General features: G+C 74.8%; 13 protein-coding genes. 6 read left to right on the top strand and 7 right to left on the bottom strand.

Features of this window, described 5'->3' with window-relative positions; translation table 11 throughout:
- Positions 1-128: 128 nt before the first annotated feature.
- Positions 129-1,103: a SigB/SigF/SigG family RNA polymerase sigma factor gene (locus tag OG447_RS22590; RefSeq protein ID WP_266938997.1), complete on the bottom strand. Its 975-nt coding sequence runs from the start codon at positions 1,101-1,103 to the stop codon at positions 129-131.
- 145 nt (positions 1,104-1,248) lie between these two features.
- Between OG447_RS22590 and OG447_RS22585 the strand changes: the two genes are divergently transcribed.
- Positions 1,249-1,662: a winged helix-turn-helix domain-containing protein gene (locus OG447_RS22585; RefSeq protein WP_266938996.1), complete on the top strand. Its 414-nt coding sequence runs from the start codon at positions 1,249-1,251 to the stop codon at positions 1,660-1,662.
- Between the two features lie 37 nt (positions 1,663-1,699).
- Here OG447_RS22585 and OG447_RS22580 read toward each other — a convergent pair whose 3' ends face one another.
- Together OG447_RS22580 and OG447_RS22575 are read right to left on the bottom strand one after the other, a co-directional pair.
- The gene (locus tag OG447_RS22580; RefSeq protein ID WP_266938995.1) at positions 1,700-2,449 is read right to left on the bottom strand and encodes a GntR family transcriptional regulator; all 750 of its coding nucleotides are present in this window, start codon (positions 2,447-2,449) and stop codon (positions 1,700-1,702) included.
- A gap of 168 nt (positions 2,450-2,617) precedes the next feature.
- Positions 2,618-4,150 (bottom strand): IucA/IucC family siderophore biosynthesis protein, encoded by a 1,533-nt coding sequence (locus OG447_RS22575; RefSeq protein WP_266938994.1) that lies wholly within the window; start codon positions 4,148-4,150, stop codon positions 2,618-2,620.
- Between the two features lie 101 nt (positions 4,151-4,251).
- On the opposite strand from OG447_RS22575, the gene OG447_RS22570 reads away from it, so the two are divergent.
- Both OG447_RS22570 and OG447_RS22565 read left to right on the top strand, forming a co-directional pair.
- Positions 4,252-5,892 carry an IucA/IucC family siderophore biosynthesis protein gene (locus OG447_RS22570; RefSeq protein ID WP_266940101.1) on the top strand — a complete coding sequence of 547 codons (1,641 nt, stop codon included), beginning with the start codon at positions 4,252-4,254 and terminating at the stop codon, positions 5,890-5,892.
- 302 nt (positions 5,893-6,194) lie between these two features.
- Complete coding sequence (locus tag OG447_RS22565; protein WP_266938993.1) at positions 6,195-6,848, top strand: class I SAM-dependent methyltransferase; 654 nt, start codon at positions 6,195-6,197, stop codon at positions 6,846-6,848.
- A 38-nt stretch (positions 6,849-6,886) separates the two neighbouring features.
- Here the strand turns inward: OG447_RS22565 and OG447_RS22560 are convergent, their stop codons facing one another.
- A complete protein-coding gene (locus OG447_RS22560; protein WP_266938992.1) occupies positions 6,887-8,071 on the bottom strand; it encodes a cytochrome P450 in 1,185 nt (394 codons plus the stop codon).
- 147 nt (positions 8,072-8,218) lie between these two features.
- Between OG447_RS22560 and OG447_RS22555 the strand changes: the two genes are divergently transcribed.
- The gene (locus OG447_RS22555) at positions 8,219-9,775 is read left to right on the top strand and encodes an FAD-binding oxidoreductase (protein WP_266938991.1); all 1,557 of its coding nucleotides are present in this window, start codon (positions 8,219-8,221) and stop codon (positions 9,773-9,775) included.
- A gap of 138 nt (positions 9,776-9,913) precedes the next feature.
- Positions 9,914-11,050, top strand: a complete 1,137-nt coding sequence (locus OG447_RS22550; RefSeq protein WP_266938990.1) for a hypothetical protein — start codon at positions 9,914-9,916, stop codon at positions 11,048-11,050.
- On the opposite strand, the gene OG447_RS22545 is transcribed toward OG447_RS22550, so the two are convergent.
- From OG447_RS22545 to OG447_RS22535, 3 genes are all read right to left on the bottom strand, one after another.
- The gene (locus OG447_RS22545; protein ID WP_266938989.1) at positions 11,004-11,396 is read right to left on the bottom strand and encodes a hypothetical protein; all 393 of its coding nucleotides are present in this window, start codon (positions 11,394-11,396) and stop codon (positions 11,004-11,006) included. The two genes, OG447_RS22550 and OG447_RS22545, sit on opposite strands and share 47 nt — an antisense overlap.
- A gap of 71 nt (positions 11,397-11,467) precedes the next feature.
- Complete coding sequence (locus OG447_RS22540) at positions 11,468-12,001, bottom strand: HXXEE domain-containing protein (protein WP_266938988.1); 534 nt, start codon at positions 11,999-12,001, stop codon at positions 11,468-11,470.
- On the bottom strand, positions 11,998-12,945 hold the full coding sequence (locus OG447_RS22535) for an AEC family transporter (RefSeq protein WP_266938987.1): 948 nt from the start codon (positions 12,943-12,945) through the stop codon (positions 11,998-12,000). The genes OG447_RS22540 and OG447_RS22535 overlap by 4 nt, the downstream gene beginning before the upstream one ends.
- 94 nt (positions 12,946-13,039) lie before the next feature.
- On the opposite strand from OG447_RS22535, the gene OG447_RS22530 reads away from it, so the two are divergent.
- Positions 13,040-13,841 (top strand): histidine kinase dimerization/phosphoacceptor domain-containing protein (locus OG447_RS22530; protein ID WP_266938986.1); only part of this gene is annotated, 802 nt, incomplete at its 3' end.

Raw genomic sequence — 13,841 nt, 5'->3', positions numbered from 1 at the left:
CCGGCGGACCGGGGTGTGACGAAAGACACCCTCGTACTGGTTGACCCGGCGGTGGTCCGCCGGGTCAACCAGTACGAGGGTGTGGGGCTTGCTGCGCGTCAGGCCCGGTCTGTCCGGGCCGGCCCGCGTCAGGCCTGGCCCGCGGCGGTTTCGGCCGCGTGCGACGCGGGGTCCGCCGGATCCGCGGGGTCCTCCAGCATGGAGATGCGCAGGTGGGCCAGGAGGCGGGTGAGCAGCCGGGAGACCTGCATCTGCGAGATGCCGAGGGCGGCGCCGATCTGGGCCTGGGTCAGCTCCTCGCCGAAGCGCATCCGCAGCATGCGGCGCTCGCGGTCGCTGAGCTCCTCCAGCAGCGGCGCGAGGGTCTGGATGTCCTCGACCAGTTCCATGGCCGGCTCCTCCTCGCCCATGACGTCGGCGAGGGTGTGGCCCTCGGTCGAGCCTTCGCCGTGTTCGGCGTGCGGCGCGTCCAGGGAGCCGCTGGTGTGGCCGTTGGCGGCGACGAGACCCTCTATGACTTCCTCGTCCGAGAGGCAGAGGCGGTCGGCGAGGTCGGCGACGGTGGGCGAGCGGTCGAGTGTGACGGTCAGCTCCTCCTTCGCCTTGGCTATGTCGATGCGCAGCTCCTGGAGCCGGCGCGGGACGCGGACGGCCCAGGAGGTGTCGCGGAAGTGCCGCTTGATCTCGCCTGTGATGTACGGCATGGCCAGCGTGGAGAACTCGTTCTCGCGAGCCGGATCGAAGCGGTCGATGGCCTTGATCAGGCCGATGGTGCCGACCTGGACGATGTCCTCGATGTCGCCGCCGTCGCCGCGGCTGCGGAAGCGGCGTACCGCGTACTGGACGAGTGAGGCGTTCATCTCAATGAGCGTGTTGCGGACGTACTGGTACTCCGGCGTGCCCTCGGTCAGTTCGCGCAGCCGCCGGAAGAAGACCTTCGACAGCTCCCTCGCGTCCGCGGGGGCCACTTCCCGGGGCTCGTCGATCCGGGGCAGACCCGCGATCCGGGCGGCCTCGGCGCTGCGGCGGGGGCACGGAACGGCGGCGGAGACGGCGGGGGCGGCAGCGGGGGCGGTAGGGGAGGACGGGGCAGGGACCGGCATGGGGTTCGCTCCTTGGGCTTGTCGGCTTGCGGCGCGGGACCTTGACTGCCGTAGATGGTGGACCTCTTCTGCTCGTACGTCAAGAATTACCGGAAATCCGTTTCGCGTCTTGCAACACGTGAATCGCCTATCGCATCATGTGCGCATGGGGAGTATGTCGCAGCGTCAAAATTGGACATTTCTGACTAATCACGCACGAGTTCTGGTGGCCATCGCCCGGGACCCGGCCGTGCGGCTCAGGGATGTCGCCACGGTCTGCGGACTGACCGAACGCACCGTGCAGACGATCGTCACCGACCTGGAGTCGGACGGGTACCTGCGGCGCGCCCGCGACGGCCGGCGCAACCGGTACGAGATCTCCCCGGGGGCCGTCTTCCGCCACCCCGCGGAGGCCGGGGTCCAAGTGGCCGGACTGCTCGCCCTGCTGACCGGCGCGGCCTCGGACCCGGACGCCCCGCCCCTCCCCCCGGACATCACCGGCCCCGAGGCGACGGACCTCCTCGGTCTCCCCCCGGCCCCGGACCTCGCCGTCGAGCAGGGGGCACCGGGCGAGGCGTAGGGACCCGCAAGGAGCCGCGCACAGTGCGGTCACTGCCCTAGATCACGCAGAAGCCGGACTCGGCGGGGTCGCGGTGGAAGGTCAGCCGGTCCCAGGAGGGGAAGGCCAGGTCGGTGACGGCCAGCAGGCGCCCCGAGGAGTCGTGCAGGGTGCGGCGGACGGTCAGCCCGCAGGCCGGCGAGGGGCCCTGGGGGTGGGTGGTGCGGGTCATGGTGATGGTCTCGGCGAGCCGGCCGTCCGCCGCGGCCCGTTCGAGCCAGCGGTGCAGGGGGCCGAGGTCCTCGTCTCGTACGGCGGCGGCCCGGTCGCCGTAGCGGGCCAGTTCGGGGATCCGCGCGACGACACCCGGACTGAGGTAGGTGACGGCGTGCCGGACGACCTCTCCCGCCGGGCCGCGTTCGCGCCGGTGGTGGACCAGGGTGCGGTCCCCGCCGCCCATGCCGAGCAGGGCGGCGAGCGAGGGCGGCACGGTGACCAGCGTGAGCCGGCTCTCACCCGGCGCGGAGACCGGCGGCGCCGGGTGGGCGGCCGGCCGTGCTCCGGCGGCGATGCCGACGGGGCGGCTGCCCCTGCGTCCGGTGACGACGAGTCCGTCCTCGCGCAGGTGTTGCAGCGCGGCCCGGATCGTCTGCCGGTTGACCTGATAGCGGGCGGCCAGACTCCGTTCGGAGGGCAGTCGGCCGCCGGGGGCGTGTGCGGCGCGGTCGAGATCGCGGCGCAGCGCTGCGGCGATCCGCTGGTACTTGGGCATGGCGGCCGGGCCGCCGCCCCGCGAAGGGGAGGGCATGGCTTCTCCTCTGACGGGTGGTCAAGGACTGCGCGGTCTGCCCGACCAACGTAGCATTGGTCTATACCTCTGGGTGAGGGGGACGTGGGTACGGGACCCACCTTGGCCGATTCCGCACCCCCGGGCTCCCGCTCCGGCCCGCCGGCTCCGGCCGCCCCTTCGGGGGGCCTACCCCCGCAGCGGGTTCGGCAGCGGCAGATAGCGGGCGGCCGCCCCGTCCGCCCGCGTCCAGCGCAGCAGCAGGTTGGTCTTGGCGGGCAGGGCCGGGGCGGCGAGGAGCTCCGCCGTCTCGGGGAGGCCGCGGGTGGCGTCGTAGCGCAGGAACTCCTCGCGTACGGCGGGCCACACGAACGGCGAGACGTCCGGATGCCGTTCGGCCAGCGCCCCCGCGATCTCCATCAGGTGGTTGACGACCAGGCAGTAGACCAGCCGCTGCCAGGCGGCCGCACGGTCCAGGTCCGGCATGAGCTTCACCCCTTCCGCGTCCCGGAAGAGGGCCTGCACCGGCGTGCCCGACGCGTCGAAGGCGACGAGGGTGTTCTGGAGGTGGGCCTCCAGCACCACCCCGTGCCGGGCGAACAGCTCCAGCACCGGCGGCACGACCTGGCGCAGGTACGCCCGCCACCAGCCGGCCGGGTCGGCGGTGCGCGCCAGCGGGTTCCCGGGGTCGCTCTCGGCGAGCGCGGCGGCCAGCAGCGGCGTGGCCCCGGGCCGTATGTGCGCGTGCAGGCCGTCGCGGACCAGCACGGCCAGTTCCTCGAAGGCGAAGCCCGCGGTGCGGTAGCCGCGGTCGGCGAGCCAGGCCGCGTCCGATCCGGTGGCGCGCAGGGCGGCGAAGCCGGCGGCGGCCGCGGCGTCGGTGCGGCGCAGCGTCAGCAGGTCGTGCCGCCAGAGCCGGCGCACGTCGTTGGTGATGCGGACGTCGAGGCTGAACTTCACGAACAGGTCGGCGGCCGGGTCCGGCACGTACAGGGTCCGGATCGAAGCGGTGGGCCAGGCGGGCAGCCGGCTCTCACCGAGCCGCAGCAGCCGCCCGTCGGCGAAGGCCTCGCGCACCGCGCGCCGGGCTCCGACCAGGTCGAGCTGCCAGGGGTGGGCGGGCAGCAGCCGGTAACCGGCGGGCGGGCGCGGCCCGTCGAGGACGTCGGCCAGCGAGTCGAGCGCCGCGGCGGCCGCCGGGCCGCCCTCCTCGACCGCCTGGTCCTCGCGCAGTGCCAGGAAGACCAGCGGGAAGCGGGCGTGGGCCTCGGGCGCGTACGGCAGCCAGCTCGCGGCCGGGGCTCCGCCCCGGGCCTTGGGCGCGGGGTGGTGCGGGTGGCCCATGACCAGGGACTGCTCGGATCGCAGGTACGGGTCCCGCGCGGGCGCGGCCCCGGCCCGGGCGGTCAGCAGGGCGGCGACGGTCGCACGGCTGTCGGCCATTTCGACGGGGAGTTCGCCGTTGGACACACCGGTGTACTGGCGCAGTTCGTCGGAGGTGAGTTTGACCAGTTCGGTGTGGCTGAGCGGATGCCAGCCGTCCGCCGTACGCAGCTCCGGCCGTACGGGTCGGCGCCCGCCCCGCACCCGCAGCAGCCGCCCGCTGCCGAGCAGCCGGTGGGTGCCCGCGCCGTGTTCCGTGGCCGGCTCCGCGGCCTCTCTGAGCAGGCAGTTCAGGAGCGGGGTCGCAGCATATGCGTCTGCGAGGGTGTTGAGGTCCACTGATTCCAATCGGTCCGTCGCGGTGCGCCGGAGATTCACGGCGTATCACCGGCCATGATCATCAGTATCCGCGATGATGACCCGATCATCGCTTCGTGGCGATGTACCCACGTGCCCCCGCCCGTACCCCTGAGAGGAACAGGACCCTGGACCGCAGCACGCACCCGAGCGCCGACGCGCCCGCTTCCCCGGCCGAGGAGGCGATCGCCGCCGGGCTGACCTCCGTACGCCCCGCGCTCGTCCCCGCGTACACCGCGGCGCTCGGCGGCGCCCGGGCGGCCGTACTGACCCGGCTGTGGCGGGCGTTGGCCTTCGAGCCCCTGCCCTGGGTGGTGAGCCGGGAGCGCGGGCCCGGCGGCCTGGTGCTCACACTGGCCGGGGGCAGCCGGCTGGAGGGCCCGCTTCCGGATCCCTGCGCGACCGGGGCGTACGTCGGCGAGCTGCGGCTCGACGGCAGGGCGTACCGTCAGGCCGCCCGGCTGGTGACGGCGCTGGACGTGCCGTACGGCAAGGAGTTCGCCGCCGAGCTGGACGACAGCACGGCCTCGCTGGCGCTGTCCCGGGCGGGCGGCGAGGAGGGGCCCGAGGAGGACCCGCGGACCCTCTGGGGATGGGAGCAGCGGGTGGTGGACGGGCATCCGTACCACCCCAACTGCCGCTCCCGGCCCGGCTTCTCGGTGGCCGAGCAGCTCGCGTACGCGCCGGAGCACCGGCCGGTGGTGGAGCTGGGGCTGGTCGCCGTACGGGCCGAGGAGTGCGTGGTCACCGGCGACTGGCCGGCCCGGCTCCGGGACGGGGGGCGGCTGTTGCTCCCGGTGCATCCGTGGCAGGCGGAGCACGTGCTCACCCACGAGCGGGTCCGGGGCGGATTCCCGGCGCATCCCCTGATGTCCCTGCGCACCCTCGCACCCGCGCCGGACGGGGCGGGCGGTGCCGGCGAGGCGGGCGGTACCGGCGAGGCCGGCGGGGCGGACCTGCTCGGCGGGGCGCATGTGAAGACCGCGCTGAGCACCCGGCTGACCTCCTCCGTACGGGACATCTCGGTCTACTCCGTCGAAACGGCGGCGGCCGTCTCCGCCTTCGCCGAGACCCTGTCCGAGCGGCTCGACGGCCGGCTGCACATCACCCGCACCCTCGGCGCGGCGAGCGCGCACAGCCCGGACCTGGCGGCCGTGCTGCGCGAGCCGCCGGAGGTGTACGCGGACGCCTCCGCCGGTGAGCGGGTGCTCCCGGTGGCGGCGCTGGCCGCCTTCCCGCCGGCCCGTTCGGCCGCCTGGCAGGCCGCCTTCGCCCGCCTCGCGCTCTCGGTGTGCCTGCGCGCTCTGGAGCTCGGGGTGGCCCTGGAGGCCCACGGCCAGAACCTCCTGGTCGTCGTCTCCGCGACCGGGGCGCCGGTCCGGCTGGTCTACCGCGACCTCGCCGACATCCGCATCAGCCCCGCCCGGCTCCTGCGGCACGGCCTGCCGGTGCCGCCCCTGTCGGGCCGGCTGGTCACCGACGACGTGACCACCCTGCGGCGCAAGCTGTTCGGGTCGCTGGTGACGGGGGCGCTCGGCGCCACGGCGGGCTCGGCCGGCGCCTTCGCCGAACTCCTCGCCCAGGCGGCCGGGCTCTCCCCCACCGCCGACACCGAGGCCCTGCTGACCGGCCCGCTGCCGACCAAGGCGCTCACCCTGATGCGGCTGAGCCCAGGCGTCCCCGGCGACCAGTGGGCGGAACTGCCCAATCCGCTAGTGCTGTGACCGGAAGGGTTCATCGGGTCGCGTCGTCCGGTGCATGGGGTCTCCCCAGGCCCGCAGGCTCCTAGACGAGTAAGTCCGAAGTGGCGTCGTCCGCCCGCCCTGCGGGCGGACGACGCCACTTCGGACTTACTCGTCTAGGGGAAGCATCGCAAGGCGGAGGGCCGCGACCCGTGCTGGACGTACCGGCGCGGTCCGACAACGCGGCGAGGCGCCGTACCGGGCGGCGCGACCCGATGAACCTTTCCGGTCGCAGCACTAGCTGGGGGGTGAGCCGCGGCGCCCGGCGGGCTACTTTCAGGGGCATGACAGAGACCTCGCGCCTGACCGCCGTCCGGGCGTCCTACGACGCCGTCGCCGCCGACTACGCCCGGCTGCTCGGGACGGCCCTCGCCGAAGGGCCCCTGGACCGGGCCATGCTCGCCGCGTTCGCCGAGTACGTGCGCGGCGAGGAGGGCGGCGGGGGCCGGGCGGTCGCCGATCTGGGCTGTGGTCCCGGACGGGTGACGGCGCATCTCGACGCGCTCGGGGTACGGACCTTCGGGGTCGACCTGTCCCCGGCGATGGTGGCGGTGGCCCGCCGGACCTATCCGGGGCTGCGCTTCGAGGTGGGCTCGATGGCCGCGCTGGACGTGGCGGACGGTGTGCTCGGCGGGGTCCTGGCCTGGTACTCGACGGTGCACACCCCGCCCTCGGAACTCCCGCCGGTGTTCGCGGAGTTCGCGCGGGTGCTGGCCCCGGGCGGGTACGCGCTGATCGCGTTCAAGGCGGGCGACGAGCGGATCCGGCTGGAGCACGCGTACGGCCACCCCGTCGACCTCGACGTGTACTGGACCCCGCCCGACCGGATCGCCGCCCTGCTGGCCGGGGCCGGGCTCGCCGAGGTGGCCCGGCTGGTCCGGGAGCCCGAGGGGTACGAGAGGTCCGCGCAGGGTTTCCTGCTGGCCCGCAAGAACTGAGCCGGCCTGAGCGGGCCTGAGCGGGCCGGCGCGGCCCGCTACCAGCGCAGCGGAAGCCGGGTGACACCCCGTACCAGCGTGCCCGGCAGCCAGTCGCGCGGCCCGGCGTCCGGGTCCTCGGCCAGTTCCGGGAACCGCTCGAGCAGGGCGCGGACGGCGATGCGGCCCTCCATCCGGGCCAGCGGGGCGCCGAGGCAGAAGTGGATGCCGTGCCCGAAGGCCAGGTGGCCAGGTCCGGTCCGGCGGATGTCGAAGACGTCGGGCTCGGCGAAGCGGGCCGGGTCGCGGTCGGCGGCGGCGAGGGCGACCAGGACGGAGGCGCCGGCCGGGACGGTGACCCCGCCGAGTTCCAGGTCGGCGACGGCGAAGCGGTACGTGGCGTGCTGCACCGGGCCGTCGTAGCGCAGCATCTCCTCCACCGCGCCGTCGATCAGCCCTTCGGGGTCGGCGCGCAGGGCCGCGAGCTGGTCCGGGTGCGCCAGCAGGGCCCGTATGCCGTTGCCGATCAGGTTCACGGTGGTCTCGTGGCCCGCGATCAGGAGCAGGAAGGCCATCCCGATCAGTTCGTCCGGGGAGAGCCGGCCGCCGTCCTCGTCGCGGGTCCGGATCAGGGCGCTGAGCAGGTCCTCGCCGGGGTCGGCCGCCTTGGCCTCGACGAGTTCGAGGAGGTAGGCGGTCAGCTGCTCCATGACGCGGCTGTCCGGGCCGGCATTGCCCAGCGGGGCCACTACCTCCCCTGACCAGTAGCGGAAGCGCGAGCTGTCCAGGTCGGGGACGCCGAGGAGTTCGCAGATGACGGTCAGCGGCAGCGGTACGGCGAAGTCCCGGATCAGGTCGCCCCGGCGGTCGGGGCGGGCCGCCATCGCGTCGAGCAGCTCCTCGGTGACCTGCTGGATGCGGGGCCGCAACGCCTCGACGCGGCGGGCGGTGAACTCGCGGGACACCAGGCGGCGCAGCCGGGTGTGGTGGGGCGGGTCCGACTCCAGCAGGTTGGTGTGGGCGGCGGCGGCCGGGAGGCCGAACAGCTCGGAGCCGAGCCAGTTCTTCGCCAGGGCGGGGTGGTTGAGGGCCTGCCGGGCCTCGTCATGGCCGACGACCAGCCAGGAGCGGTCGCCGCCGACGGCCAGCTGGTGGACGGGACCGGCCGTGCGCAGGGCGGCGTAGAAGGGGTAGGGGTCGGCGTCGAAGTCTTCGCCGGGCGCGCTGAGGTCCACGAGAGCCATGGGTGCACCCTAATGTCGCCCGCCGCCCGGACCGAACTGCTCATACGACCAGCCGAATCGATTCCGCCGTGGGCCGTTCGGGGGGCAACCCGGTGTGTGTGGGCCCGCCTTCACGCCGATCGGCCCGGGCGGTGGCAGGAAGGAGGCATGAGCCTCCATCGCCGCCAGGTCCTGGGGAGCGCGGCCGCGGCCGTGCTCGCCACCGTCGGCGCGGCGGCCGGGGGCCCGGACTACGGCGCCCTCGCCCGCGGGATCGACGGGCGGGTGGTGCTCCCGGGCGAAGCGGATTATGCCGAGGCACGGCAGCTGTTCCAGCCCCGCTACGACGCCGTCGCGCCCGGTGCGGTGGCCTATCCGGCGCACGCGGGCGACGTGGCCGTCTGCCTGGACTTCGCCCGCCGCTCCGGCGCCGCGGTGGTACCGCGCGGCGGCGGGCACAGCTACGCGGGCTGGTCCACCCGGGCCGCGGGCCTGGTGCTGGACACCGGAGCCATGGCGTCTGTCACGGTCGAGGGGTCCGGCGTACGCGCGAACGCACCGGCCGGCGTACCCACAGGCGCACCGGCCGGCGTACGGATCGGCGCGGGAGCCCGGCTGGGCGACGTGAACGCCGCGCTCGCCGGGCGGGGCCTGGGCATCCCGACCGGGCTGTGCCCCTCCGTCGGCATCGCCGGGCTCACCCTCGGCGGCGGCCTCGGCCTGGCCGCCCGGGCGTACGGCACCACCGCCGACCGGCTCACGGGCGCCCGGGTGGTCACCCCCGACGGTGCCGTCCGCGAGGTCTCCGCCGACCGGGACCCCGACCTGTACTGGGCCCTGCGCGGCGGCGGGGGCGGCAACTTCGGGGTGGTCACCGAGTTCCGCTTCGACACCCATCCGGTCGGCGACTGCGCCTTCGCCGAACTCCACTGGCCCGGCGGCGACTCCGCTGCGGTGCTGCGCGGCTGGCAGCGCTGGCTGGGCAAACTGCCGGACCCGTTCTGGAGCCAGGTGGAGTTCGTCGTCGAGACCGGGACCGCGCCCGCCCCGGCGGTCCGCGTGGTGTCCCTCGACGGGCGCCGCGAGCTGGAGGCGCAGCTCACCCGGCTGTCCGACCTGATCGGCGGGCAGCCCCGGGACAGCTTGATCGTCGTCCGCGGCTACGGGGACACCGTCCGGGCGATGGCGGGCTGCCTGGAGCGGAGCGCCGCACAGTGCCGGCTGCCGGGCACGCTGCCCGGCCGGGACCCGCGGGGGCGGCTGGGCCGGGACTCGTACGCCGCCCGCTCGGACTTCTGGGCCGCTGCCGGGCTGCCCGACGCGGCGATCGGAGCGGTACTCGACGCCGTCCGGCGCTACCCGTCGTCCGTGCCGCGCGGCGGGCGGGGCGTGGTCCAGTTCGACGGGGTCTGCGGCGGCGCCGTCAACCGCGTGCCCGCCACCGCCACCGCCTTCACCCACCGCGACAGCGCGTTCCTCGCCCAGTACCTCGTCTACTGGCCCGAGTCCGCGCCGGCCTCCGAGGCGGCCCGGCACCAGGACTGGCTCGACGGGCTCTGGCGGGACCTGCGCCCCTGGGCGAGCGGGCGCGCCTACCAGAACTACGCCGACCCCGAGCTCGCCGACTGGCGGGAGGCCTACTACGGGCCGAACCTCCCGCGCCTGGAGGAGGTCCGGCGCGGCTACGACCCCGGCCGGCTGTTCCGCTTCCCCCAGGCCGTCTAGTGCTGTGGCCGGAAAGGCTCACCGGGTCGCGCCGCCCGGCAAACCTTTCCGGCCACAGCACTAGACCGTCCGGGCCACCGGGCCGACCAGGCCTGCCACGGGCGCGCCCGTCCCAGCTACCGCCACGAGGAGCTCCGCATGCTACGTACGTTGACGATGGCCGCGGCAACGGCAGCGCTGCTGCTGCCCGGAGGGCCGCTGCCCGTCGCCGAGGAGGGGCCGGCCGGGCCGGCGGGCCCCTCCCGCTGGTCCGCCCGCGAGGCGGCGGCCTTCTGGACGCCCGAGCGGATGGCCTCCGCCGTCCTGCTGCCCGGGGATCCGGCACCGGACCCGGCACCGGACCCGGCACCGGTGCCCTCGCCGGGCCCGGCCGGCACGCCCGACGCGCAGGCCGTGAGCCCGGCCGCCCCGGCGGCCGTGCCCCTCCCGACGCCGCCGAGCCCGGTACTCAGCCCCACGCCGACGCCCACCCCCACCCCCACACCCACGCCGACTCCGGCCACGACGCCGACCCGGGCGCCCGTCCCGGCCCACCTGCCCCTCCTCGCGGGTCCCGGCGTCGGGCAGGACTTCGACGGCGTCCCCGTCGTCGGCCGGATGTTCGTCATGAAGGGCGCCGGGGCCTACTTCTGCACCGCGAGCGTGGTCTCCTCCCCCGGCCGCGACCTGGTGCTCAGCGCGGGCCACTGCCTGCTCGGCTCCGACGCCCGCCAAGTGGCCTTCGTACCGCGGTACACGCGCGCGAAACCGCAGCCGTACGGCCTGTTCCCGGTCCTGCGGAACGCCGCCGGGCGCGCGAAGGTGTGGATCGACCCCCGCTACGTGTCCCAGGGGGCCGACCGGGCCGCCCGACTCGACGTGGCCTTCGCCCAAGTGGGGCCGAACGCCGACGGCTTCCGGGTGGAGGCCGTGGTCGGCGGGAACCGCCTGGTCACCGGCGGGCCGTACGCCCACCCCAAGGTCACGCTGATCGGCTATCCGGCGTCCGCCGCGCGCCCGCGCCTGTGCGTCAACCGGACGACGAAGTTCACCAGCGCCGATCCGAAGATTCCGGGATCGTTCCTGCGGATCGACTGCACGGGCTATCCCGGCGGGACCAGCGGCGGCCCGTTCCTGACCCGCTACGACGCGCGGACCGGGACCGGTGACGTGGTCGGGGTGATCGGCGGCTGGAAGACCGGCGGGGACACGGCGGACACCTCGTACAGCTCCTACTTCGGCGCCGACATCAGGAAGTTGTACGAGAAGGCGGTTGCCGGGGCAAAGGCGGGGTGAGCACCCGCACCCACCGGGTGCGGCGCGGGTTGCCGACCGTACGCGGGGTCGCCGGGAGCCCGTCCGCGGTCAGCTGGTCGGCGGGCGGGAGGCCCAGCTGGCGGCGCAGGTCGGCCAGGGCGGCGTGGACCGGCGCGAGGACGACCTCGGCCCTCGGGTGGGTGCGCGCGAGGGCGTGCGCGGTGGTCTCGATCGCCTCGGCGGCGTCCTCGGCGGCGATCCGGCTCCACCCGCCGGGCGCCGCGCCGCCCCAGGGGGCGACGGCGTCGTAGAGGTGGCAGGCGGCATCGGCCACGGCGTCGGCGCGTTCCCCGACGCCGGGCGCCGCGATGGTCGGCATTTCCATGCCCGGTCAACGAGCAGAGCCCGCCGGGGGAACGAGCCGGCCCGCCCCGCGCGGCCGGGGACCCGGACGGGTCAGCGGATCCGGCGTGCCGCGGCGTGCGCCGCGGCCGTGGCGACGGCGGCCAGCGCCAGGCCCCCGACGGCGTCGCGCACCCGGGCGGGCCGCAGCACTCCGGCGCGCCGCAGCCGGCCCCTGGCCCAGAGCGTGAAGGGGACGACGACGAGCGGCGAGGTGACCACGCCCGGGGTGTACCCGCGGGTGGCGGCGGCCTGTCCGAGGTGGACGAGGCCGTGCAGGCCGAATCCGGTCAGCGCGCTCTGGTAGAAGGCGGAACGGCCGCCGGTGCGGTGTCCGTCGGCGGAGGCGGCGGCCACCACGAGGCCCATGAAGCCCACGGCAGTGGCGAACTCGCGGCCGTCGACGGCTTCGAGCCGCCGCCATATCCGGTCGGGGACGCGCGGGTGGCGCTCGCGCAGGACGGGGACCCGGGTACGGGACCAGCGTGCCGTCGTCGCCACTTCCTCCAGGTCGTGCACGGCCCAGGCGGCCAGCAGTCCGAGGGTGGCGAAGGCGAGGGGGACGGGGGGCGGCTTCGGTTCGCTCATGACACGGCAGTCTGCAGCCACAGGGGCAGCAACAGGAGGGAAACGAGTGACGTCTTGATCACTATGGAGGCCGAGAGGTCGACTCCCACGTCGTAGCGCTGGGCGAAGATGAACAGGTTCTGCGGGGTCGGCATGGCGGCGATCAGGACGAGGTAGGCAAGCCACTCGCCCCGGACCCCGAACAGGGCCCCGCAGACCGCCCAGGTCAGCAGGGGGAAGGCCAGGCACTTGAAGGCGATGAGGGCCATCTCCTCGCGGGTGGTGCCCCGCAGGTCCAGGCCGAGGCCGCCGAGGTGGAGGCCGAGGGAGAACAGGGCCACCGGGGAGGCGCTGTCGCCGACGAACGCGGCCCCGTCCAGCACCACCTCCGGGACGGGCACCGAGAGCAGGTTGAGCAGGATCCCTGCGTTGCACGCGAGGACCAGCGGGGTGGCGAGGGAGGCGCCGAGGGCGCGGGAGAGCCGTCGGCCCGGGCTGCCGGCGGCGGGGCCCGCGCGGCCCAGTTCCATGAGGGCGATGACGACCAGGGACAGGACGCACACCTGGAAGAGCAGGATCGGGAAGATGGGCGCGGCCGTCCCGAACACGGTGATGAAGACGGGGACGGCGAAGTAGGCGGTGTTCACCTGGACCCCGGCCATCACGCGCAGGGCCACCTCGCGGGGCTCCCGCAGCCCGTGGGCGACGGCCACCGCGACGACCGCGCCCACGGCGAGGGCGGCCGCCGCGGCGTAACCACCGATGGCCTGCCAGTCGAAGAGAGCGGCAAGGTCGCTGGCGTAGATGTTGCCGAAGAGGTAGCAGGGGACGGCGAAGAGGAAGGCGTAGTCGGCGAACACCTTGGAGGCCTCGGCGGGAACGATCTTCCGCCGGGCGAGCAGCACTCCGCCGCCGAAGGCCAGCAGCACCGGCACCAGCTTCTCGAGCGCGGCAGCGCCACCCATGACCTGATCCCCCGTGATCGACCGACGAGCAGCCTACCCCCGCCCCGTTTCGGCCCCTCGGGCGTATGAGGGCTGTCCCGTAGGCTGGCCGATCATGAGCGACCAACCCCGTGCGCGGCGGCTCGGCCGGACCCGCGCGACCTCCCGCTCCGGTTCCGGCCCGGCCCGCGTGCCCGGCGCTCTGGCCCAGCTGGCCGTCGTCGTGCGGACGCCCGCGCGGGCGGCCCAGCCCCTGTTCGCGCAGGCTCCCAAGGCCTGGCAGCGGCTGCTGCCGTACTTCGTGATCGGCGTCTTCGTGGTGACGCTGCTGCCGGTGACCATCGCCGTCCTCACCAACGACTACAAGGCGGGCGGCGGCTGGTCGGGCGCACTCGGGGTGGCGCAGACCGTGCCGCTGCTCCTCGCCGTGACGCGGCCGCTCGCCGCCTGGGCCGTGATCCTGCTGGCCGACACGTTCGGAGCGGTGCTGCTGATCCAGGCCGACGGCCTGTCCGGGCACCCCTGGCCGTGGACTCCGATGGCCATCGTCGGCTACCTGGTCCTGATGGCGTGCCTCGGGCTGCGCGAGTCCATCCGGACCCTGGTCGGGGTGTGGCTGGCGACCGGCGGGGTCGGGGCGGTGCTGGGCTTCTTCCAGCCGCCGGGCGTCATGAACACCGCCGCGCTGCTCTTCGTACTCGCCGGGGTCATGCTGGCGCTGACCGGGGCACTGCGCGGTCTGGGCGACGCCCAGCAGCGGATCGCCGAGCAGGAGAGCATCAGCGAGGCGGAGCGGGCCCGGCGCACGCTGCTGGAGGAACGGGCCCGGATCGCACGGGAGTTGCACGATGTGGTGGCCCACCACATGTCGGTGATCACCGTGCAGGCCGATTCCGCCCCGTACCGGCTGCCCGGCA

Source organism: Streptomyces sp. NBC_01408 (genome assembly GCF_026340255.1).
Classification (GTDB): Bacteria; Actinomycetota; Actinomycetes; order Streptomycetales; family Streptomycetaceae; genus Streptomyces.
This window is presented reverse-complemented; position numbering and strand designations above follow the sequence as displayed.